The organism is Streptomyces sp. NPDC029014, assembly GCF_055564695.1.
Genome location: NZ_JBVHVT010000061.1, coordinates 16,709 through 37,479, shown reverse-complemented (window position 1 = coordinate 37,479; position 20,771 = coordinate 16,709). Strand labels below are relative to the sequence as shown.

16 protein-coding genes are annotated in these 20,771 nt (G+C 70.6%); 7 read left to right on the top strand and 9 right to left on the bottom strand.

The annotated features are described in order from the left end of the window. Positions 1-14: 14 nt before the first annotated feature. Positions 15-1,379 carry an NAD(P)/FAD-dependent oxidoreductase gene (locus ACZ4VL_RS28540; RefSeq protein WP_468205358.1) on the bottom strand — a complete coding sequence of 455 codons (1,365 nt, stop codon included), beginning with the start codon at positions 1,377-1,379 and terminating at the stop codon, positions 15-17. Between the two features lie 711 nt (positions 1,380-2,090). Here ACZ4VL_RS28540 and ACZ4VL_RS28535 point away from each other — a divergent pair. Next, the gene (locus ACZ4VL_RS28535; RefSeq protein ID WP_468205355.1) at positions 2,091-3,314 is read left to right on the top strand and encodes an alpha/beta hydrolase family protein; all 1,224 of its coding nucleotides are present in this window, start codon (positions 2,091-2,093) and stop codon (positions 3,312-3,314) included. Positions 3,315-3,614: 300 nt separating this feature from the next. Then, a complete protein-coding gene (locus ACZ4VL_RS28530; protein WP_468205353.1) occupies positions 3,615-3,791 on the top strand; it encodes a DUF4142 domain-containing protein in 177 nt (58 codons plus the stop codon). Between the two features lie 98 nt (positions 3,792-3,889). Here the strand turns inward: ACZ4VL_RS28530 and ACZ4VL_RS28525 are convergent, their stop codons facing one another. Continuing rightward, positions 3,890-4,267 (bottom strand): MerR family transcriptional regulator, encoded by a 378-nt coding sequence (locus ACZ4VL_RS28525; RefSeq protein ID WP_468205351.1) that lies wholly within the window; start codon positions 4,265-4,267, stop codon positions 3,890-3,892. 59 nt (positions 4,268-4,326) lie between these two features. Between ACZ4VL_RS28525 and ACZ4VL_RS28520 the strand changes: the two genes are divergently transcribed. Continuing rightward, positions 4,327-5,229: an NAD(P)-dependent oxidoreductase gene (locus ACZ4VL_RS28520; RefSeq protein ID WP_468205349.1), complete on the top strand. Its 903-nt coding sequence runs from the start codon at positions 4,327-4,329 to the stop codon at positions 5,227-5,229. 119 nt (positions 5,230-5,348) lie between these two features. Here the strand turns inward: ACZ4VL_RS28520 and ACZ4VL_RS28515 are convergent, their stop codons facing one another. Further along, a complete protein-coding gene (locus tag ACZ4VL_RS28515) occupies positions 5,349-7,313 on the bottom strand; it encodes a transporter substrate-binding domain-containing protein (protein ID WP_468205397.1) in 1,965 nt (654 codons plus the stop codon). A gap of 207 nt (positions 7,314-7,520) precedes the next feature. On the opposite strand from ACZ4VL_RS28515, the gene ACZ4VL_RS28510 reads away from it, so the two are divergent. Beyond that, positions 7,521-7,733, top strand: a complete 213-nt coding sequence (locus tag ACZ4VL_RS28510; protein ID WP_468205346.1) for a hypothetical protein — start codon at positions 7,521-7,523, stop codon at positions 7,731-7,733. 110 nt (positions 7,734-7,843) lie between these two features. Here the strand turns inward: ACZ4VL_RS28510 and ACZ4VL_RS28505 are convergent, their stop codons facing one another. The 6 genes from ACZ4VL_RS28505 to ACZ4VL_RS28480 all read right to left on the bottom strand — a co-directional run bounded on the left by ACZ4VL_RS28505 (position 7,844) and on the right by ACZ4VL_RS28480 (position 15,078). Next, positions 7,844-8,491, bottom strand: a complete 648-nt coding sequence (locus tag ACZ4VL_RS28505; RefSeq protein WP_468205344.1) for a hypothetical protein — start codon at positions 8,489-8,491, stop codon at positions 7,844-7,846. A 162-nt stretch (positions 8,492-8,653) separates the two neighbouring features. Continuing rightward, the gene (locus tag ACZ4VL_RS28500) at positions 8,654-9,346 is read right to left on the bottom strand and encodes a hypothetical protein (RefSeq protein WP_468205341.1); all 693 of its coding nucleotides are present in this window, start codon (positions 9,344-9,346) and stop codon (positions 8,654-8,656) included. A 168-nt stretch (positions 9,347-9,514) separates the two neighbouring features. Then, complete coding sequence (locus tag ACZ4VL_RS28495) at positions 9,515-10,468, bottom strand: TolB family protein (protein WP_468205339.1); 954 nt, start codon at positions 10,466-10,468, stop codon at positions 9,515-9,517. After that, positions 10,465-11,637, bottom strand: coding sequence for an MFS transporter (locus ACZ4VL_RS28490; protein ID WP_468205337.1), 1,173 nt, complete (start codon positions 11,635-11,637; stop codon positions 10,465-10,467). The genes ACZ4VL_RS28495 and ACZ4VL_RS28490 overlap by 4 nt, the downstream gene beginning before the upstream one ends. Before the next feature lie 151 nt (positions 11,638-11,788). Then, positions 11,789-13,591 (bottom strand): RICIN domain-containing protein, encoded by a 1,803-nt coding sequence (locus ACZ4VL_RS28485; protein WP_468205335.1) that lies wholly within the window; start codon positions 13,589-13,591, stop codon positions 11,789-11,791. A 245-nt stretch (positions 13,592-13,836) separates the two neighbouring features. Continuing rightward, positions 13,837-15,078 carry a S8 family peptidase gene (locus ACZ4VL_RS28480; protein ID WP_468205333.1) on the bottom strand — a complete coding sequence of 414 codons (1,242 nt, stop codon included), beginning with the start codon at positions 15,076-15,078 and terminating at the stop codon, positions 13,837-13,839. Between the two features lie 307 nt (positions 15,079-15,385). On the opposite strand from ACZ4VL_RS28480, the gene ACZ4VL_RS28475 reads away from it, so the two are divergent. The 3 genes from ACZ4VL_RS28475 (at position 15,386) to ACZ4VL_RS28465 (ending at position 20,631) form a co-directional block, all read left to right on the top strand. Next, positions 15,386-16,435, top strand: a complete 1,050-nt coding sequence (locus ACZ4VL_RS28475; RefSeq protein ID WP_468205331.1) for a helix-turn-helix domain-containing protein — start codon at positions 15,386-15,388, stop codon at positions 16,433-16,435. Between the two features lie 1,224 nt (positions 16,436-17,659). Further along, on the top strand, positions 17,660-20,143 hold the full coding sequence (locus ACZ4VL_RS28470) for a molybdopterin oxidoreductase family protein (RefSeq protein ID WP_468205329.1): 2,484 nt from the start codon (positions 17,660-17,662) through the stop codon (positions 20,141-20,143). Further along, entirely contained in the window at positions 20,140-20,631 is a 492-nt protein-coding gene (locus ACZ4VL_RS28465; protein ID WP_468205326.1) for a hypothetical protein, read from the top strand. Before ACZ4VL_RS28470 ends, ACZ4VL_RS28465 begins: the two co-directional genes overlap by 4 nt. The last annotated feature ends 140 nt before the right edge of the window (positions 20,632-20,771 follow it).

The window sequence follows — 20,771 nt, the reverse complement described above, 5'->3', positions numbered from 1 at the left end:
CGGCCGAGCAGCCCTCAGCCCGAAGCGCGCAGCGCCGCAGTATGGGCCCTGACCTGCTCGGGGGTCAGGTAGGCGTCGGTGTACTCGAACTCCCGCAGCGTCGGCGGCTTGGCGGACCGGATCCCGATCCGGACGAAATCGTCCCCGGCCAGCGCGTTGAGCAGCCAGTTGGTCGCCACACGCGCCTTGGCGACGTTGGTGCGCAGCGCGGACCAGTGGTAGCCGCGGGCCACGGCCTGGGCCGGGAGGCCGCGCAGCGGGATGCCCAGCGGCTTGGACACCGCGTCGGTGCCCCCGAGGTCGACGACGAGGCCCAGGTCCTTGTGGACGTACGGCCGCAGCGGCTGGTGGCGCAGTGTCGCGATCAGGTTGTCCGCGAGCGTACGCCCCTGGCGCAGGGCGTGCTGCGCGGTGGGAGGGCACACCGCACCCTCGTCCTGCGCGGCGAGGTCGGGGACGGCCGCCGCGTCTCCCAGCGCGAACACCCCGGGCGCACCGGGCACGGTCATCTCCGGGGTCACCAGCAGCCGCCCGCGGACGGTCTCCGCGTCGAGGGTGGCGATCAGCGGGCTCGCGGCGACTCCGGCGGTCCAGATCAGGGTCCTGGTGGGCAGCACCCTGCCGTCGGTCAGCGTGACCTCCGTGGCTCCCGCCTTGGCGACGCTGACGCCGAGGGAGACCTGGATGCCGCGGCGTCGCAGGATGCCCAGGGCCGCCTGTCCCAGTGCCTCGCCGAGTTCGGGCATCAGCTTCGGTGCGAGGTCGAGGAGGTGCCAGGTGATCTGCCGGGGATCCAACCGGGGGTAGCGCCTGACGGCGTGGTGGGTGAGCCGCTGGAGGCAGGCGGCCGTCTCCGTGCCGGCGTACCCGCCGCCGACCACGACGAAGCAGAGCCGCGCCGCCCGCTCCGCCTCGTCCTCGCTCGCGTCCGCCAGGTCGAGCTGGGAGATGACGTGATCGCGCAGGTACGTGGCCTCGGCGAGGGTCTTCATGCCCCGGGCGTTCTCGGTGAGGCCGGGAATGTCGAAGGTGCGGGTGATGCTGCCGGGGGCCAGCACCAGGTGGTCGTACGCATGGTTCGTCAGGTCGCCGGTGATGGTGCGCACGACGCAGATCTTCGCCCGGTGGTCCACGCCGACGGCCCCGCCGGGGATGATCCGGGTCCGGTAGCGGCTGCTGCGGCGCAGCGAGACGGCGACGGACTGCGGGGTCAGCACGCCGGAGGCCACCTGGGGCAGCAGCGGCAGGTACAGCTGGTAGGAATTCGGTGTGACCAGAGCGATGTCCGCCTCCGAGGGCGACAGCCTGCGCTCCAGCCGCCGGATGCACTCGACCCCGGCGAATCCGGCTCCCACCACGAGGATCCTCGGTCGTACCACGGTGTCCGTCCTTTCTCGGGCCTGTCAGGTCCACCCGCGCATGCCCGCCCGGCGCCCGCTCTGCACGTCGAAGCGCCCCGCAGCGTGAGGGTGGGGCTGCCGACTCGGGAGTTTCGGCCACCGCCGGGCGGCCATACGAGAAGACGTCGAACAGGTCCGAGACGTACCGATCGCGAGGGGACGGACCACCGTGGCCGCCATGATCCTGTTGATCGCACCGATGCTGCTGGCGCTGCTGCTGGTCACCCGCGGGTCGTCCCGCCGCGGTCCCCGCCACCGGGCCGGCCGCAGCTGACGAACGACCCGACGAATCCGACGGGCGCGTCGCAACCGGCGGCCGCCGGCCCTGGCCGATGCAGCCCACCCCCAACGGCCGTCGTGCGGTGCTGCGCCACCCGCACGGCGGCGTCTTCGAGTACGTCGGCCCGTGAACGCGTGACCCGTCGCCGTCGAGCGCCGTTCGGAGGAACGGCGGGTGTCGCGGAGAGGGGTTCGCAGGCGCGGGTCGTACGTTCGGCTGGTATGACGAACGTATCGAGCGATCGCGCGTCCGGCTCCACTCGCCGCACCGCGCTTGCGGGGCTCGTCGGTGGGGCCGGGGCTCTGCTGGCCGCCGGGTGCACGGCGTCGGGCGCGATGCCCGGGAATGCGCCACCTCGCGTGAGCACGGCGTCGCCCTCCGCGGCGGCGGGCGGTCCCACGCCCGGGGTGATGACGCTCTTCAAGGACCCGGGCTTCAACTTCGGCGGGCTCCTCGCGCTCGGCGCGTCCGGTCAGGGCGCGGGTGAGGTGGGCGAGGTACTCACCGCCGTGAACGCGATCAACAAGGCCGGCCTCTCCGCACAGACGTACACCGAGACCTTCAAGAAACTCGGCGATCAGCTGATGGGGGCGCCCCAGGGCAGCAAGCCCGGGACGGAGACGACACGCTTCCGTGCACTGCGGGCCGCGCAGTACTACGGCCAGGCGCTGTTCTTCGTCCTGGGCTCCGACGACCCCGGCAGCGAGGAGCAGCTGTACAAGGCCGGGCGCGGCGCCTGGGACAGGTTCTGCGCGCTGTGCGACCCGGCACCGGTGACGGCGAACATCCCGTACGGGGAGAGCCCGCTGCCCGTGTGGTTCTTCCGGCCGGACGACTCCGGCGAGCGGCGCCCCACCGTGATCCTCACGAACGGCAGCGACGGACAGAACGTCGACATGTGGACCTACGGCGTCCCGGCCGCTCTGGAGCGCGGCTGGAACGCACTCGTCTACGACGGGCCCGGCCAGGGGCAGCTCCTCTTCGTGGACCAGGTGATCTTCACGCCGCGCTGGGAGACCGTGGTCACGCCGCTCGTCGACTGGCTGACCGTCCGCTCGGACGTGGACACCGCCAAGATCGCCCTGACCGGGCTGAGCATGGCCGGCAACCTGGCCCCCCGTGCCGCGGCTTTCGAGAACAGGATCGCGGCCCTGGTGGCGATGCCCGGCGTGCTCGAACCCTGGCTGGGCTTTCCTGCGGAGATCCGTAAGATCCTCACCCCGGACAAACAGGTGACCAACGACATCTGGAACAAGGAGGTGGTTCCCGAGCTGCCCGCATCCGCTGCCGCGACGCTGAAGAAGCGTTTCGAGCCCTTCTCCGTGCCGGCGATGCTCGACGCCCGTAAGGGAAAGATGTTCACCGACTTCTACACTCCCGCCAAGATCATCGAGTCGTTGGACATCACGGACGTGGTGGGCCGCATCAAGATGCCCACTCTGGTCCTCGACTACGACGACGAGCAGTTCTATCCCGGCCAGCCGCGTCAGATGTTCGACAAGCTCAAGGCCCCCAAGGACTACGTCAAGCTCACCGCGGCCACCGGCGCGCAGCTGCACTGCTCCCCGATGGCGCCTCAGCAGCACTGCGAGGTCGTCTTCGACTGGTTGCAGGAGAAGCTGTCGGGCGGCTGACCCGCCCTTGGCCGGGGCGACGGCGCCCTTGCCACGGGTGGCTGCGGCCGGCGGCGGCCGCGGCCGTGCCGATAGTCGCCGGGTACGGCAGCAGCACCGGCGCCCGGGCCGTGGCAGGCCAGGAGTGGAGCGCGGGGAGCCGGGTAGCCGCCTGGCATGAAAGGGGCCGACTCCCGGACGACCTTGCGGCGGTCTCGTCGCCGGACGGACCGACCAGTCTCCTGTCCGGGCAGCGGGGGTCCCACGGCAGCAGTGGTCGTGGCAGCGGCGGTGGGGATGGGCGCACCTTCGGTGATGGCCGTGCCCAGTCCCGGGAGCGCGGACGCGTCGTTCGTGCAGGCGGTACACCAGGGCAATCTGGCGGAGATCGCGGCCGGACAGGACGCGCAGAGGAACGCACAGGACGCGTGCGTCAAGGAAGCCGGCGCCGTGCTGGTACGCGACCACACCCAAGGCCGCACCTGCCGCCCGGCGTAGGCGACGTTCAGCCACGGCGCGGAGGCAGCTTGTGCGCGCCCGCACGCGAGTCGCCCACGGGCCTGTCCTGCGAGCACGTGGCCGGCCATCCATCGCCTTCACCGTGAAGGGACGGCGGCCTGGGCGTGCAGTGGGCGTCCGATGAGGGAGTCGAGGATGTCGCGAGCGGCGACCAGGTCGTCGATCGACGCGTCGATGCGGCGGCGTTCTTTCGCCAGGCCGTCAACGAGTTCGGGGCACGTCCCGGACAGGACGACGCTGTCGTCCACAGCGCAGGGAAGGATCTCTGCGACGGCGGACGTGCCGAGTCCTGCGGAGAGCAGGACCTGGATGCGTCGCACGGTGGTGACGGTGTGTTCGTCGTAGTCGCGGTATCCGTTCGGCAGGCGCGTCGGGGTGAGCAGTCCCTGTTCTTCGTAATAGCGCAGGGAGCGCCGGCTCACGCCGGTGTGTCGTGACAGTTCACCGATCCTCATGAAGACGAGTCCAACAGCGCTTGACCTTGACGTCAATGTGAAGGTCTAGCGTTCAGGACATGACCGAAGCCTCTGCTGAGAACACCCGGCTCACGCCCGTGACCGTCATCGGCCTCGGGCCGATGGGCCGCGCCCTCGCCTCCGCCTTCCTCGACGCCCGCCACCCGGTGACCGTGTGGAACCGCACGCCGGGAAAGGCCGCAGACCTTCTCGAACGGGGTGCGGTGGCCGCCGACTCCGTCCAGGACGCGGTGGGGGCCGGACAATTGATCATTGTTTGTCTGATCGACTACGAAGCGGTGCGGGCCGCGCTCGAACAGTCGCCGGCGGAGTGGGGGGACCGGTTGCTGGTCAACCTCACCAGCGGAGAGCCGGCTCAGGCCCGCCGGATGTCGCGGTGGGCTTCTGCACGCGGGATCGGCTACCTGGACGGCGCCATACTGACCCCGACACAGGCGATCGGCACTCCGTCCGCCACCGTGCTCTTCAGCGGCGCCCGCGACGTGTACGAGGCCGCTCGGGAGACGATGGTGGCCGTGGGCGGCACCGCGGTGCATCTCGGGGACGATCCCGGCCAGGCATCCGCCTACGAGGTCGCGCTCCTGGACATCTTCGCCACGTCGGTCAACGGCATCGTGCACGCCTTCGCTCTCGCGTCGGCCGAGGGCATCGCACCCGAACGGTTCGCCACCTTCGCCACCGGAATCGGCGGACTCCTTCCCGACATGATCAAGCGTTTCGCCCAGCAGATCCAAACCGGCCGCTACTCCGGGGACCGATCCACCATCGCTTCCGCGGCCTCCGGTATCACCCACGTCATCAACACCTCCGTCAGCCACGGAATCGATGCGGGAATGCTCACCGCGGCGAAAAACGTCATCGACCGGGCCGTCGCCGGCGGCCACGGGCCGGAGGGGCTGGCACGTCTGACCACCGTCCTTCACGAGGCCGGTCGGCCCTGAAGGCCTGACGGCTGGAGACCACCGGAGCCCAGACGGATCCGGACTCCCGAACAGGCACTCACGAAGGACGTGGAGAGCCCCTCCCTCAGGTACGGCCGTTCGGGCCGCGGTCGTCGTACTCAGCCGGTGCACGAGGAGGTCCGGGTCATCTGCCCTTCGGTGGGGGCGAAGGCGGTCCAGGTAGTCGGGAACGCCTTGACCACGCTGCCCAGCTGGGACCGGAAGTCCTCCTCCCATCGGTTCCGTACGTACTCCTGCAGGGCACGGAACACCCTTCTGCACGAGTCTCCCGGCGCGCCCGCGGGGAGCGCGACCGCGTAGAGGGCCGCCTCCTGCCCGTCCGTCGCTGCCGGCGGCACCTCCACGTCCCCGTACTTCTGGGTGTGCCCATAGAGATCCACCTGGCTGTCGACGACCGCGTCCACTTCGTGGGCGCGGAGGGCCGCGACGCAATCACCGAGGTCGCGCCGGGTCACGACGAGAGCGTGGTTGTCGTTGAGCAGGCCTTCGTGTGTCGGGGTGTACTCGCGCGTGCAGACCTTCCGGCCGGCCAGGTCCCTCAGGGAGGTGATGGCCTTGTTCCCCTTGTCGACGAGCACGCCGTGATGGCTCCTCAGGTAGGGGCCGACGAGGACGAGGTCCCGCTTGCGCACCTCGGTGGTCTCGACGTGCTCGACGACCAGGTCCACCCGCCCTTGCCGGAGCGCCGCCACGCGCTCGCCCGCCTTGAGCGCCATCAGCTGGAGTGCTTCCTTCCGGAAGCCGAGTTCCTGGGCGAGCCCCACGGCCACGGCTGCTTCGAACCCGTGGAAGCTGCTGCCGTCCCGCTCGCTCAGCCCGGGCGCGTCGATCGCGACGCCGACTCTCAGGCGGCTTCCGTCGTGGCCGTCCAGAGAGCCGCGTTCCGGTTCGCCGGAGAACTGCGGGTCCCATACCCCCGCCACGGTCAGCGTCGCCACCAGGGCGAGGCAGACGGTAACGGCGGTGGACCCCCGGTACCCGGCCCCTGCACGCCGTCCACCACCTCGACCGGCCCGGCCCCCGCCGCCGTCCGGCGGGTCCGCGGGCCGGACGGGTACGTCCCGCAGACCGCTCCCGAGGACCGGCACCGGGCCGGACAGCAGCCGGTGCAGGAGCGGGCTCCGCGGCTCACCACGGGTGCCGGGAACCGGGGTGGTCGGACCGTTCTCCACCGCCGTCCTGGACCACGGGACCGCTGCCGGCCCCTCTGCGTCGTCCGCCGCCGAGGCGGGTCCGTGGCCGTCGCGCCCGACGACCACGCCGACGACGGCGGACGGCGTCTCGGCGAGGCCGTCCGGCAACAGGTTCACCCGCTCGACGACACCGGCGAGTTCGCCGTCGTCCTCCGCGCCTTCGCTCGCGATGTCTTCGAGCGTGTCGTCGAAGGCCTCCATCGCCCCCGGCGGCACCAGCGGCTGTGCGGGGGGCGCGGGCGGCGACGTGTCCGGGACCGCGATCCGCTCGATGTCCTGCCGCAGCCGAAGCATTTCCCGGCGCGCGGCGAGCGCCTCCCTCGTCAGGGCCTGCCGGGCCTGCTCCGCGGTGTAGCGCCGGCGTTGCGCCTTCTGCAGCTCCTCCTCGATCCGCTCCGCCCGCCGCCGGGCCTCGACGAGCTGCAGCTCCAGCCCCGCCCTCTCGCGGTCCGTGGCCGATCGCAGCTGCGCCGCCGTGGAGTCGATCAGTGACTGCATGAGGGCGCCCATGTCCCGCAGGGTGCCCACCGTGGCGTTCGCCTTCGCGGCCACGAGCTCGGCCCGGTGCCGGTCTTCCAGCGCCGCAGCGAGTCGCTCGTGCATCTGTATCAGGGCTGACTCGGCGCCGTCCTCCTGGGGACGCCGGGACTCGTCGTCGGCGGCCTTCCACAGCCGGTTCGCCGCTCGCGTGTACGCGTCGCGCTTGTGGTGGTCGGACCCGCACACCTTCGCCACCAGGGCGCCGAGCGTCCGCTTGGGGATGACCGCCGAGCCGTTCATGTACTTCGCCCACGTCGCCCGGCTGGGCGCCCCCATGAGGTCGAAGACCTCCTGCGTCGAACGCGGGTCCGTGATCCGGACGATGAACACGGCCAACTCGTGCGCCTTGGGCCTCTCGACGAACCGCCTCCGTCGCCCCGGCATCCGCTCCCCCGTTGTCCAGCCCAGACCAGCGATGTCCAGGCATCGTGCTCCGCCGACCAGCTCCGACGCCCCGCCAAGGCGCTGGACTCATGAGATCAGTACGCACAGTCGCACCGGGCCCGCTTCGCCACATCTCCCAGACCGGAGCCGAACATGATCTGGACCAGCCTGCGCGACTTCCTCCTCCACGAAGTGCTCGGCAACCTCACCGCGACCGCGCTCCTCGCCCTCACCGCGTGGACCGCTCGTAGGTTCCGCGCCGCCCGCACCGCCCGCCGCGACCACCACCCCGGCGCGGAGGAGTGCGAGCGAAACCCACCGTCTGCGCGGGTCGTAGCCGTTCGGCAGTCGAACCCTCGACGGTGACGGCTCTCCGCCCGGAGGGCGGAGAGCCGTCGGTCAGCCAGCCGGAGGGCGGGACACCGCGGCCGCGGGGGGCGGGAGTCGGACCGCGCCGCCCTGGCCGCGGGAGGGACTCAGCCCCCGATGGGCCGGAAGATGCCGCCGGGGATGATCACCGGGCGGTCGATCTTCTTGAGGCGGTACTCCATGCTCACGTCATCGATCAGGAACGGCATCCGGTTCGCCGCGTCCTCGATCACCGTGAAGGTGATGTTCACCTTCTGCGGGGAAGACTGGTAGAAGGCGTCCGGCAGCGTGACCGTCACCTGCTCGTAAGAACCGTTGGTCCCCGCCTTGTTCATGCGGTCGTGCAGCTCGTAGGGCGTTCCGTCCTCCGCCGTGGCCTCAACGATCAGCTGGCGGAAGCCGAAGCCGCTCGTCCCGCTGTGGACCACGTCGCTGCGCACCCAGAACGTCAGCACCGGAACCCGGGATGCCGGGACCGTGACCTGCTGCGAGATGCGGCTCATACCGGTCAGGCCCTGGCCGCCCAGCTCCGCCTTGCCGGTGCCCGAGTGTGCCGGCCACGCGGAGGAGTTGTTGATGGGATGCCCGGCGAACGGGGTCACCTTCTCGTTCCAGGACGCGTTGCCGCTCTCGAAGCCAGGGTTCGCCACGTCGGACGTTCCTGCGCTGGCATTCGGTGCGGCCAGGAACATGCCCGTGGCCGCGACGGCGGTGGCGGCGGCGAGCATGCTCGCTCTCCGCGCTCTCTTCCTCATGGATCTCCTGGCTGTTTCTCGGTTTCCGAACGGGGACGCGCCACAACAGCCGAGCGGCCCGCCCCCGTGCACCCCGACGGAATGTCAAAAGGGTGCTGCGGCGGGCACTGCCCCAGGAGCACGGCAATCAGCCGTCTCGACCGCGGCGCACACTGTAGCGCGTCAGTACGACAATCGCGCCGGCGTCCGGTTCTGCGCGCCTCGGCGCGAACGATCGGCTCTCGATTCGCCGCCGGTGCACTCGGCGAGGCAGGGCATCGGCACGTCCCGGTGCTGGAACAGCAGGCGGGAGTAGCTGTAATCGTCCTCGTGCTCCGGGAGGGCGTGGTGGTCGTCTTCCTCCCGAAGGCCCTCCAGGTGGGCGGGAGCATCCTCGAAGGCGAGGTGAAGGGCCATCTGCTCAGCGGCGCAGACCGGGGTGGGCCGCAGGCCGTCGGCAAGGTCGCCGGCCAGGTCGTGGAAGGCACGCGCCATCCGCCGCCGCCAACGGTGGTCCGCCGTCCACGTGTGCGCGGGCAGCCGGTCGAAGACCTCCAAGGTCGCGGAGCCGACTTCCGGCACGAACCGGTCCCCGAGGTGCTGTGCGTCGTCGTAGGCCTCGTCCGCGAGCACGACCAGCACCGTGTGGAGCAGGTGGGCGGTACGAGGGGTGAGCTGCCATCCGCGTTCCCGGCGGTCCTCGCCCCTCCCCACATGGTCCCGGGTGGCGAAGAGTGCTGCGAAATCCGGCCCCCCGGCGGTTTCCGCAGGTCTGGTCCGTAGATCCTTCGGACGTCGGTCGTGCACGACCCGGGAGACGAACGGCGAGGCACTCCGGTGGGCCGGGGCGGCGTGCTGGCGGTGGTGCTGGTGCATGGGGCTGTTCCTCACTGGGCGGTCAGCGTCGGGGGGTGGTGTGGGTGTGGGCGGGTCGCAGGCGGCCCGGACGTGCCAGGAGCGGCTTCGGCGGCGTGCTCCGGCGTCCGGTGCTCGGGACGTCACACGGGCCGCCCGGGAGGTGGGTCGATTGCAGGGCCCCGGCCGTCAGTGCTCGCTCGTGGTCACGGACGGGGAGCTGCCTTCGACCAGCTCGACCGGCTTTCCGGATCCGTCGGCCGGCACCGTGTAGACGAAGGGCTTTCCTCGATCCGCCTTGCCGTAGGCGATGGTGTCGTCGTCCAGCCAGGCGGCCTGGTCGTCGATGCCTGCGGGTGCGGCGAGCGCCGTGTCCTCGCCCGTCTGGAGGTGCAGTACATGGAGGCGCCAGTCGGCGCCGACCTTCTTCTTGTACGCGATGCGTGTCCCGTCGGGCGACAGCGACGGGCACTCCACGTTCGTGTGAAGTGCCGTGAGTTCGCGGGTGACGAGGTCGCCGCGCACGAGGTGGGTGCTCCCCTTCGAGGACATGGTGGCGTAGAAGGTCCGGTCGTCGGCGGCGAAGGTGACTCCCCAGAAGTTCCTGTCCTCCGGCCGGCTGTGTTCGTCGTCGCCGAGGACGGTGAAGTCCTCCAGGGAGCCGTAGTGGTTGCCGTTGCGCAGGTCGTAGATCCCGGCTGTGGTGGAGAACTGGCCGGAGGCGGCGTACGAGTCACCGGAGCGGAAGACCGTCCAGGCGACCAGGTGGCCCGATGGGGAGACGCGAGCCCTGCTCGGGTTGCCCCACACGGGCAGGGTGACCTCGGGCTTGGCCTTCCCCGAGCGGTAGACGCGGACTTCCGAGGAGAACGGGCCGGGAAGTCCCCGCAGGCAGACCAGGGTTCCGGCGGCCACGGCGGCGCGACGGCAGTCAGGTCCGGTGGCGAGCGCCTTGCCCTCCCCGTTCGTCTGGCGTACTCGGTGGCCCTTGGCGTCCACGACGACGAGGGTGCCCGGCTCGTCGAGGCGCAGCTCGCCGGCGCCCGCATCGGCGGCGGCCCCCCGCCAGGCCACGGTCGCCGCGGCCGAGCCGAGCAGGGCGACGATCAGGGCGGTTGCACTCGCGGTGCGGATGACGTTCATGAGTTCTTCCCGGGTCGGTGGATCAGGCGGGCGGCGGCGATCGCAGCCACGAACGCGCAGCCGAACACGGCAAAGGCCGTTCCGAGCCCGCTGAGCACGGCGACGGCGCCGAAGGTGAGCGCGCCGCCGGCCCGGGCGAGGGACTGCGCGGTCTGCACGACGGCCAGCCCCGTCGTGCGTGCCGCCCGGGGTATGAGCGGCGATATGTGCGCCATCAGGACACCGTCGGTGGCGGCGTAGAAGAGGCCGTACAGGCAGAGGACGAGGGCGGTGGCCGGCCAGCCGGTGAACGGTGCCAGCCAGAGGAACACGTACGCGGCGAGCGCCGACAGGTGGCCACAGAGGAACAGCGGCCACCTGCCGATGCGGTCGGCGAGGACACCCAGGGGCACCGCCGCCGTCATGAAGACGAGCGCCGTGCCGATGGGCAGCAGCGGGAGCGCCTCGGCCGGGACGTCCAGCCTGCGGTGCAGGCCGACGTAGAAGGACATGTCGCCCACGGTGAGCAGCCCGAGCAGCGCGGCCGCCAGGGTGCAGCGGCGGATGGCCGGGTCGCGCAGGGAGGCGAGGCGTTCACGCAGCCCGAGACCTCTTTCGCGCGGTGTCGGGACCGGGCCCCGGCGGACGAAGGCCACGATGACCACGACGCCTGCGGCGGCGAGGCAGAAGCTGACCAGGAAGGCCGTGTCGTACCCGCCGGGGACCGCCAGGAGCACTGCGAAGGCGATCAGGGGTCCGAGCAGGGCGCCGCAGGTGTCCATCGCGCGGTGGACACCGAAGGCCCTGCCCAGCTCGCCCGCGGGGACCGCAGCGGTGATCAGCGCATCGCGTGGTGCGGTCCGGATGCCCTTGCCGACACGGTCGGCCGCCACGAGCGCGCCGACCGCCGGAGCGGATCCCACCGCGGGGAAGACGAGCTTGGTGAGTGCGGAGAGCGCGTATCCGGAGGTGGCGACGGCCTTGGAGTGCCCGAACCGGTCGGCGGCGTATCCGCCGCCGATCCGGAACAGGGCGGTGGCACCGGTGTGGAGGCTGTCGAGGGCGCCGAGTTGCAGATAGCCGACGCCCAGTCCGTACATCAGGTACATCGGCAGGATCGCCGTGACCATCTCCGCCGAAGCGTCGGTGACGAGACTGACCAGTCCCAGGGCCAGGACGGTGGCGGGCACCCTCGATCTCGTGGTGCCGCCGCGGGTCCCGGGCGATGCGGGTGTCCGGGCCGCGGCGTCGCGGCTCGGGTCGGTGGCTCTGGCCTGTGACAAGTACATCATGACGCTCCGGCGGAGGGGGATCAGGGCGGGGTGGGCCGACGGGCGGGCGTCAGCCGGCGGTGTTGAACTTCCACTGCTGGCTGCTGCGCCCGTCGCAGGCGTTCTGGACGATGCGGGCGCCGTCCGCCGTTGAACCGCCCGAGACGTCCAGGCACTTGCTGCTGTGCTGTGCGGTCACCGTGAGCCCGCCCCCTCCGGCAGCGGCGATCTTCCATTTCTGGTCCGCTGCCGAGCCGCAGGCGCGTTGCTGGACCGCTGCCCCGTCGCTGGTGGACCCCGGGGCGACCGCGACGCACAGGCCGCTGTTCTTCACCTTGAGCTGGTAGCTGCCGTCGGAGTTCCTGGTCGCGGTGAACTTCTGGTTGGTGAAGTTGCCGGCGGTCCACTGCACCAGCTGGGCCCCCTCGGTCGTCTTGCCGGGGTTGTCCAGGGCCTTGCCGGACTTGACGTTGACCAGCTGGTACGTCGTTCCGGACTTCACCGGGCCCTCGGGATCAGGCGTGGGCGCCGGGGAGGTCGGCGCGGGGGAGGTCGGTGTGGGGGTGGGGGTGGGCGAGGGGCCCGGGTCGTTGCCCTTGGCGTGGCAGGTTCCGCTGACGGAGTCGGTGAAGGTGCGGCCGGCGACCTGCTTGAAGGTGAACGAGTAACCGGTGGAGGTCAGGTCGAACTGTCCGACGCCGTAGGTGTTGTTGTTGAACACCTCGGACGGGCCGGCCGAGGTGCTGCGCGTGCTGTAGAGGGCCCGGCCTCCGGTACCGATCACGAACGACCGCATGCCGTTGGCGGTGTCCTTGGTGCCGTCGGCCATCGCGGGTGCGAACCGCTCGTAGTGGTGGTCGTGGCCCCAGACCGCCACGTCGGCCTTGAAGTCGGTCAGCGCTTTCATCAGGGGGGCCGTGCCGCTGCTGTCGCCGTGGTCACCGGACGAGAAGCGGGCGTGGTGCCAGTACGCCAGCGTGCACGGCTTGGTGCTCGCCGCCAGGTCCGCGCGCAGCCACTTCTCCTGTGCGCTGCCTGCGCCCGTGCTGATGTTGGAGTTCAGCGACACCAGGTGCCAGTCGCCGACGTCCACGCTGTAGTAGCCCTTGTCGCGGTCGCCCGTCGTGACGCCCTTGCCCTGGTAGTAGTCGAAGTAGCCCTTCGCTCCTGAGGTCTTGTACTCGTGGTTGCCCGGCGCGGGGTGGACGATCGAGTTGAACTTGCCCCAGTTCTTGTCGTAGGACCCGTTGAACTCGGACAGCGTGCCGGACTCGTAGGCGTTGTCGCCCGCGGTGATCACGGCTGCGGGTGCCATGGCGCTCACCACGGAGGCGGTCTGGTTGCAGGCCTCGCCGCAGATGTCACCGGCCGCCGCGATCTTGACGGAGGCGTTGGCCAGGGCCTCCTTCCCGGACTGGTAGCCGTTGATCGAATAGCTGCTCCCGGCCTGGGAGAGCCTCGGGGTCACCGTCACGCAGCCGCCGCTGAACGCCCGGGTGAAGAACGCCTTGCCGGTGCCGTTGCGGGAGGTGAGGGTGTAGGTGTCCCCGGAGGAGCCGGCGAGCGTGACGGTGTCACTGCCGCGGAGCGTCAGATCGGCGAACCGCAGCCTCATCCAACCCGCTCCGTCGGCACACACCCGGCGCTCGCCGGCGGACGTCGCCTGCGAGGCGTCACCGCTGATGTGCGCGGTGCCGAGCTCGGCTCCGGGCTCGGCCAGCTGGGCTACGGCGGTGCCGGCCGCTGCAGGGCCGGCCGGGGCCTGACCGGCGGATGCGCTGACCATGAATCCGCCGCCGATGAGGGCCGCGATGGAGGTCGCGATCAGCAGGTTCCTCGCGTGGTGCCGCTGCTTCGGTTCCGGTTCGTGCATGTCTGCTCCATGAAGGTTGCGGGGGGACCGACCGGTCCACCGGCGACGCGCTGAGGGGTGCGGTGGCGTGGTGGACCGGCCGGGGCTCGGGGTGGGGAGAGGAATCTTGTGGACGGGGTTGTTCCGGCGTCGGTTCTACCTCCGTGAGGCAGCCGGCGGTGGCCCGCGGTTGCCACTGGCGCGGGTGGGCAGCCGACGGCGTGCGGCCGGCCCCGTGCGTCGGCGTGCCGCGATGGCGGCGTCTACTACTGGCCGCCGGTGAAGAGCAGCCGATTGGGGGTGTCCTTCCCCGCGCTGCGGACCTTGCCGGTGGTGGCGGCGTCGATCAGAGCGCTCTGGACCTCGGCGGGAGTTGCATCGGGGTGCATCGCCAGGAAGAGGGCGGCGGCTCCCGTCACATGGGGAGCCGCCATCGACGTGCCGGTCAGTACGCGGCTGGCGGTGTCGCTCTGGTGTCCGGCCGAGGCTATTGCGGTTCCCGGGGCGAACAGGTCGGTGCAGGGCCCGAAGTTGGAGTCCGACCGGCGGGCGTCGTCGGACGTGGCGTTGTTGACGACGATGGCGGCGCCGATGCGGCCCGGAGAGTTGTTGCAGGCGTTGGTGTTGCCGTTGCCCGAGGAGACCACCCAGGTGACCCCCGAGGCGATGGAGCGCTTGATCGCATCGTCCTCGGCGGAGTTGCCCCCGCCGTTGATGCTCATGTTGACCACGGCCGGCTTGGCCGCATGGGCGGTGATCCAGTCGGCGGCTGCGATGATCGCAGAGGTGGCGGCCTTGTCACGGCAGTCGGTGACGCGTACGGCCACCAGCTTGACCCCCTTGGCCACGCCGAAGTCCTTGCCTCCGACCGTTCCGGCGACGTGGGTGCCGTGGCCGGTGCAGTCGGCTCCGTTGCGGCCGTCGCCGACCTTGTCCACACCGATCGCGGCCCGCCCCTGGAATTGGGAATGGGTGGTGCGAAGGCCGCTGTCCACCAAGTACACGGTGACGTTGTGGGCGGTCTCGGCGAATGTGTACGTGCTGTCCAGCGGAAGGTTGCGCTGGTCGATGCGGTCCAGGCCCCACGGCGGGTCGGTTTGGCTCGATGACGCGTCATGCAGGCCGTCTTGCTGTACGTAGGAGACCTCGGGATCAGCGGCTACCCGAGCCGCCTGGTCCGCGGTCATCTCGGCGGCGTAGCCCCGCAGGGCTGTGCTGAAGACGGTGTGGACGGTACCGCCGTGCGTGCGTGCGAAGCGTGCCGCCGTGGTGGTGGCCGCCGCGTGTGCGGCGTCACGGTCCGGGCCGCGCCGTGCGGAGGCGGGCGCCTCCTTGAAGACCACCAGGTAGCGGCCGGGTATCGGCTCGGCGGCGGTCCGCACGTGGCCGTGGGCGGGTCCGGCCGCGGCGGGATCGGCGGTCAGCGTGACGGCGACGACGGTGGCCGTCGCCACGGCCACGGCCACGCTGATCGACCTGTACGTCGGGTGCGGGCGTTGGAAGGACACGGATGTCTCCGGGGGGAAGTGGAAGTCCTGGCCCCGGTTGTTCCGGGGCACCACTGGTGTACTCCCCCGCGCCCCTGAGCGGTGGCCAGTAATGGCCGGTGGCGCCAAAGGGCGCCACGGCGGGCCGCCCCTCCCGGGGCGCCGGGCGCAGCCGTGCGACCAGCTGGCAATTCTTTGCCTTCACATCGCCCAACGTGCAACGATGGCGCGGCAGTTCGTTCGCACGGCCATACGACGGCCTCGTCCGCGCCGCGCGCACCGCCTGTCGGCGGAACGCGGTTGCGCCATTCTCACAGGGGGTGGTCCGATGCCCGAAGAAGATATACGAGCGCACTTGTGTCGCCTCGGCCTTACCCGCATTCAGGCGGAAATCTACGTAACCCTCCTTGGCACCGGGTCCTGCACCACGGAAGCACTGGCGGCGAAGATGGGCGGCAACCGCCGCGGCCGCAGGGACGACCTCTCGTTCGAGGACCGCGTGCTGGACCGGCACTTGGCTCACCTGCGCAGGCTGGGCCTGATCACCCTCACCGGGACCGGCGTCGCCGGTAGCGGCACCGGCACCGGCACGGACGGCATCGAACACGCGCCGGTCGAACCGTCGATCGCGTTGGAACGCATGGTCCACACGCGGGCGGCCGAAGTCCACCAGGCGCACCAAGCGGCCATGCAGGCGTATCGCGGATACCGGCGCTCCGTGGCTCCGCAGGGGCAGGAGGACTTGGTCGAAGTCATCAGGGGACCGCACGTCGCCGAACGCATTTGGAGCCTCGAAGAGGCCGTCGAATTCGAAGTCCTTCGATTTGATTCCCCGCCATACCATACGCACGGCACCGCCAACCCGATCGAGATCGAAAATCTCGGAAAGGGAGTGGAGTACCGGGTCATCTACTCCAAATCCGCCGTTCAGAACGCGACCTACTACAGCATCAACATCCAACCCTGCATAGCCGCGGGGGAACAGGCCCGGGTCCTGCCCACGGTCCCCGTGAAACTGAGCATCTACGACCAGCGCCTGGCCACCGTGTCGATGTCGTTCGTCGAATCCGAGGTCAAGGACTACCTGCTGTTGGTCCATCCTTCGAGTCTGCTGTTGGCGCTCGCCGGTCTGTTCGAGACCTCGTGGCGGACAGCACTGCCGATGCACTTGAACGACCGCGTACCGTGCGGCCTGCAACCGATCCACCGGCGCATCCTGGAACTTCTGGCCACGGGGGTCACGGACGAAACCATCGCCGAACTCCTCGGCGTCAGCCGGCGGACGCTGTCCCGCCACATAGAGGCGATCAACGCCCGTGCCGGATCGATGACCCGGTTCCAGATGGCGCTCTATGCGGCACGCAGCGGCTGGATCTGACGAGCCGTACCCTTTCGTAGGTCGCCAGTTCCATGTCGTTGGCCGTGCGCAGCGCGTCGCCGTACGTCTGCGGGGTGGCGTCCGGACCGTCCAGGGTGCGCACGGACTCGCCGAGGCAGCCGCCCGCCGGGACCTCCCGGCCCTCGTGGGCCGGCACGGATCCGGAGGAGACCTGCTCCTCCGCCCTACCGGATGAGGCGTCTGCGGGTGCAGTGTCGTCGCCCGGAAGCCCGTGGCCCCACTGACGCGCCTGGGCCACGTCCGGGTGCCGTAGCGCCGTTCGGTGTGGGTGGCCGAACCCCGCCGGATGCGCTGGTCGGGATAGACGGAGTCCGTCCCGAACCCTGTCGAGGGTTCGCCGGAGGTTACTTCCCCGCCTCCCCTCCCCCGCCTGCTCCCCCCCAACCCACCGCATCGCCTCGGTCTCGTTCTCCACGGGCGAGCTGGGCTCCATCCGGGCGCGCACGGCCTGGACGGACCAGTTGAGCGCCGCTGACAGGCCCTCCGGAGCGGGCCAGCCGTTGATCACTGCGAAGCGGCTGGAAGTACCGATCGGGACGCGGGTCGCTCACGCTCTCCAGCCGGGCCGGCAGCAGGCGGTGCAGCTCAACGTCGTCGGGGCGGCCGGGAACGTGGGCGTGGTGGTCCGCAAAAGCACCGCGACGATCGGATCGGCCTCGTGCAGAGCCGGGCCGATGCCCACTACCAGGGCGGGGCCGACCTGGTCACGGACGACTGCGGCGAGGTCGCGGCGCGGTCACGGCGCCCCGGCTGCGGCGTGGCCCCTTGTCGGCCGGTCCCGGGCGATGACGGGCGGGCGCGTCCGGCTGTGATCTCGCCTCGCGGGGCCGCGGCGGGGCGTATACAACGGAACCGAAGGGGATGAGCGCACTCGGGAGGTCCCCATGGCTTCGAGGAAGGAAGCGATCTCCGCGGCCCGTCGGCTGGCATGGAGTACCAGCCCTTCCAAGTCGTCGTCCTCGGTCGCGACGGCGAGATCCGCACGGAGCACACCTCCGGAAACGATCCACGCAACTTTCCGGGCTGACCACGCACGAGAGCCGCTGCGCCACCCCCTGACCGGGCCCCTTGAGAGGGGCGAACTCCGGCAACCAGGTCCAAACAGGTGATGGCAGCGCGTGGCGAGGGCGAGCGGACGTGGGGGCGAGGCACCCGGCCGTCCACAGAAGACCCCGCAGCCGGGCCGACGTACGGGAGGCAGCTGTGAACACCGTGGACCGCATCGCACACCCCTGGGGAACTCGCACCCCGTACGGCCGGCACGAATCCTGGCCGGACCGGGTGGACACCTACCTGACCGAGGGCATCGAGCCCGGTGCGGTGGAACAGTGGGTGCAGGCCGCGTCCATCCTGCATTCCGACGGTGACGCCATGGACATCGCGGTGGTGGGCGGACGGATGGTCGGCGTGCGGGGGCGCGCCGTCGACCGGGTCAACCGTGGGCGCTTGGGGCCGAAGGACCTCTTCGGCTGGCAGGCCAACGCCTCCGCCGACCGGTTGCGCAGGCCGCTGATCCGCCTGGAGGGACGACTCGCCGAGTGCGACTGGGACACGGCGATGGACCGCATCGTCGGGCACACCCGCGGGCTGCTGACCGAGCGCGGCCCGGGCTCCATCGGCTTCTACACCTCCGGCCAGCTGTTCCTGGAGGAGTACTACACCCTGGCGGTGCTGGCCCGGGCGGGAATCGGAACCAACCACCTGGACGGCAACACGCGGCTGTGTACCTCCACGGCGGCGGAGGCGCTGAAGGAGTCCTTCGGCTGCGACGGGCAGCCCGGCACCTATGACGATTTCGATCACGCGGACGTCATCGCCCTGTTCGGCCACAACCTGGCCGAGACGCAGCCGGTGCAGTGGATGCGCATCCTCGACCGGCTCGAGGGCGCCGATCCGCCGCACGTGGTCTGCGTCGACCCGCGCCCCACCCAGGTGGCCGCCAGGGCGACGGTCCACCTGGCGCCCCGTACGGGGACGAACGTGGCACTGCTCAACGCCCTGCTGCACGAAGTCATCCGGCTGGGATGCGTCGACGAGCGGTACGTCGAGGCCCACACCGTGGGCTTCGAGGAGCTGGCCGGTCAGGTGAAGGAATGCACGCCGCAATGGGCGGCGGACATCTGTGACGTGCCCGCCGCCCGGATCGGCGAGGCGGCGGAGGTCATCGGCCGGGCGCAGCTGTTGACATCCACCGTGCTGCAGGGCTTCTACCAGTCCCATCAGGCCACGGCCGCCGCCGTGCAGGTCAACAACCTGCACCTCGTGCGGGGCATGCTCGGTCGGCCCGGGGCGGGGGTGTTGCAGATGAACGGGCAGCCCACCGCGCAGAACACGCGGGAGTGCGGCGCCAACGGCGACCTGCCGGGCTTTCGCAACTGGCAGAACGACTCCCACGTCGCCGAGCTGGCCGAGGTGTGGAACGTCGATGCGTCGAAGATCCCGCACTACGGGCCGCCCACCCACGCGATGCAGATGTTCCGCTACGCGGAACAGGGTTCTTTGCGCATGCTGTGGATCAGCGGTACCAACCCGGCCGTGTCCCTGCCGGAGCTGGCCCGTATCCGTTCCATCCTCGCCCAGGAGCGTCTGTTCGTCGTGGTCCAGGACCTGTTCCTGACCGAGACCGCCCAGCTGGCGGACGTGGTGCTGCCCGCAGCCACCTGGGGGGAGAAGACGGGCACGTTCACCAATGCCGACCGCACCGTGCACCTGTCCGACAAGGCCGTCGACGCCCCGGGGGAGGCCAGGGCGGACCTGGAGATCTTCCTCGACTACGCCGCCCGCATGGACTTCCGCGACAAGGACGACCGCCCACTGATCACCTGGCACGACGCCGAGACCGCGTTCGAGGCGTGGAAACGCTGCAGCGCCGGCCGCCCCTGCGACTACACCGGCCTGACCTACGACAAGCTCCGCGGAGGCAGCGGCATCCAGTGGCCCGTCAACGGACAAGCCCCCGACGGGACCCCACGCCTCTATACCGACGGCATCACCTGGGCCGACCCCGACACGTGCGAAGCCTACGGCAAGGACCTGATCACCGGCGCAGCCGACGAAGTCGTCGAGTACCGGTCGCTGAACCCCGACGGCAAAGCGATGATCAAGGCCGCGGCCTACCTGCCACCGCACGAGGAACCCAGCCAGGACTACCCCTTCCAGCTCACCACCGGCCGCACCCTCTACCACTTCCACACCCGCACCAAGACCGCCCGCGCCCCGCAGCTGAACGCCGCCGCACCCGAGGTATGGGTGGAGATCTCCACCGCCGACGCCGACGCCCACCGACTCCACGAAGGAGACCTGGTGGAAGTCTCCACCTCCCGCGGCGCGCTGCGGGGACGGCTGCGCATCACCGCCATCCGGCCGGGACTGCTGTTCGTACCGTTCCACTACGGCTACTGGGACACCCCCGCCGGTCACGGCCCGGACGACGCGACCCCCGCCCGCGCTGCCAACGAGACGACCATCACCGACTGGGACCCCGCCTCGAAGCAGCCCCTGTTCAAGACGGCGGCCGCCGCCCTGACCCTCATCGAGCGCGGGGAGGGCGCCCCTGCCCCCGCACCGACGAACACCGCGTCAGCCCCCACGTCAGCCAGCCACGTCTTGGACACAACCGGCGGGCGAGCAGCACACGTCGTCGAAGAAGCGGGCACTGCACTCGGTGGCGAGGGAGGAAGCCGATGAACGGCATCACCCTGGTCCTGCGGGCGCTTCACCACGGGGAGCGGCACCTGGCCAGGGAACTGGCAGCCGTCGCCGAACGTCACCGCACCGATCACGAGATCCATCACGTCGCCACCGACCTGGCCGCCTGGTCACGGGAACACACCCAACGCCTCTCGGACGCCGCCGCGCAGTACGGCCTCGACCTCAGCGGCGCACCCGACCCCTCCTCCGGCGACCTGCTGAGCACCCTCCGCGAGAAGGCGTCCGAGGCCGTCGGCCGACGCCCCGAACCCGGACTGCTTCTCCTACAGGACCTGCGCCAGCTGCACCTGGACGCGGCCGAGAACTCCCTGCACTGGGAGATGCTCGCCCAAGCCGCACAGGCCACGCAGAACGACGCACTGCTCGGCCTCGCCTCCTCCTGCCACCCACAGACGCTCCGGCAGATGCGCTGGACCAACACGACGATCAAAACCCTGTGCCCGCAGATCCTCACCAGCCTTTGACCCTGCGCGACACGGGACACCTCGTAGTCGCCCGCAGCGGGAAGTGCTGCGGGGGGGCCGTGAAGCAGCCGCCCTGGGTGTCGGTCACGGCCAACGGCCGGATCGAGGGCATACGGTGAAGAGCGCTGAACTCGTTCCGA

What these genes read in the sequence shown, in the direction of transcription:
- ACZ4VL_RS28535 (WP_468205355.1), top strand. Translation starts at nt 2,091, where the DNA reads ATGACGCTCTTCAAGGACCCGGGCTTCAACTTCGGCGGGCTCCTCGCG.
- ACZ4VL_RS28525 (WP_468205351.1), bottom strand. Translation starts at nt 4,267, where the DNA reads ATGAGGATCGGTGAACTGTCACGACACACCGGCGTGAGCCGGCGCTCC.
- ACZ4VL_RS28520 (WP_468205349.1), top strand. Translation starts at nt 4,327, where the DNA reads ATGACCGAAGCCTCTGCTGAGAACACCCGGCTCACGCCCGTGACCGTC.
- ACZ4VL_RS28510 (WP_468205346.1), top strand. Translation starts at nt 7,521, where the DNA reads ATGATCTGGACCAGCCTGCGCGACTTCCTCCTCCACGAAGTGCTCGGC.
- ACZ4VL_RS28505 (WP_468205344.1), bottom strand. Translation starts at nt 8,491, where the DNA reads ATGAGGAAGAGAGCGCGGAGAGCGAGCATGCTCGCCGCCGCCACCGCC.
- ACZ4VL_RS28500 (WP_468205341.1), bottom strand. Translation starts at nt 9,346, where the DNA reads ATGCACCAGCACCACCGCCAGCACGCCGCCCCGGCCCACCGGAGTGCC.
- ACZ4VL_RS28495 (WP_468205339.1), bottom strand. Translation starts at nt 10,468, where the DNA reads ATGAACGTCATCCGCACCGCGAGTGCAACCGCCCTGATCGTCGCCCTG.
- ACZ4VL_RS28485 (WP_468205335.1), bottom strand. Translation starts at nt 13,591, where the DNA reads ATGCACGAACCGGAACCGAAGCAGCGGCACCACGCGAGGAACCTGCTG.
- ACZ4VL_RS28475 (WP_468205331.1), top strand. Translation starts at nt 15,386, where the DNA reads ATGCCCGAAGAAGATATACGAGCGCACTTGTGTCGCCTCGGCCTTACC.
- ACZ4VL_RS28465 (WP_468205326.1), top strand. Translation starts at nt 20,140, where the DNA reads ATGAACGGCATCACCCTGGTCCTGCGGGCGCTTCACCACGGGGAGCGG.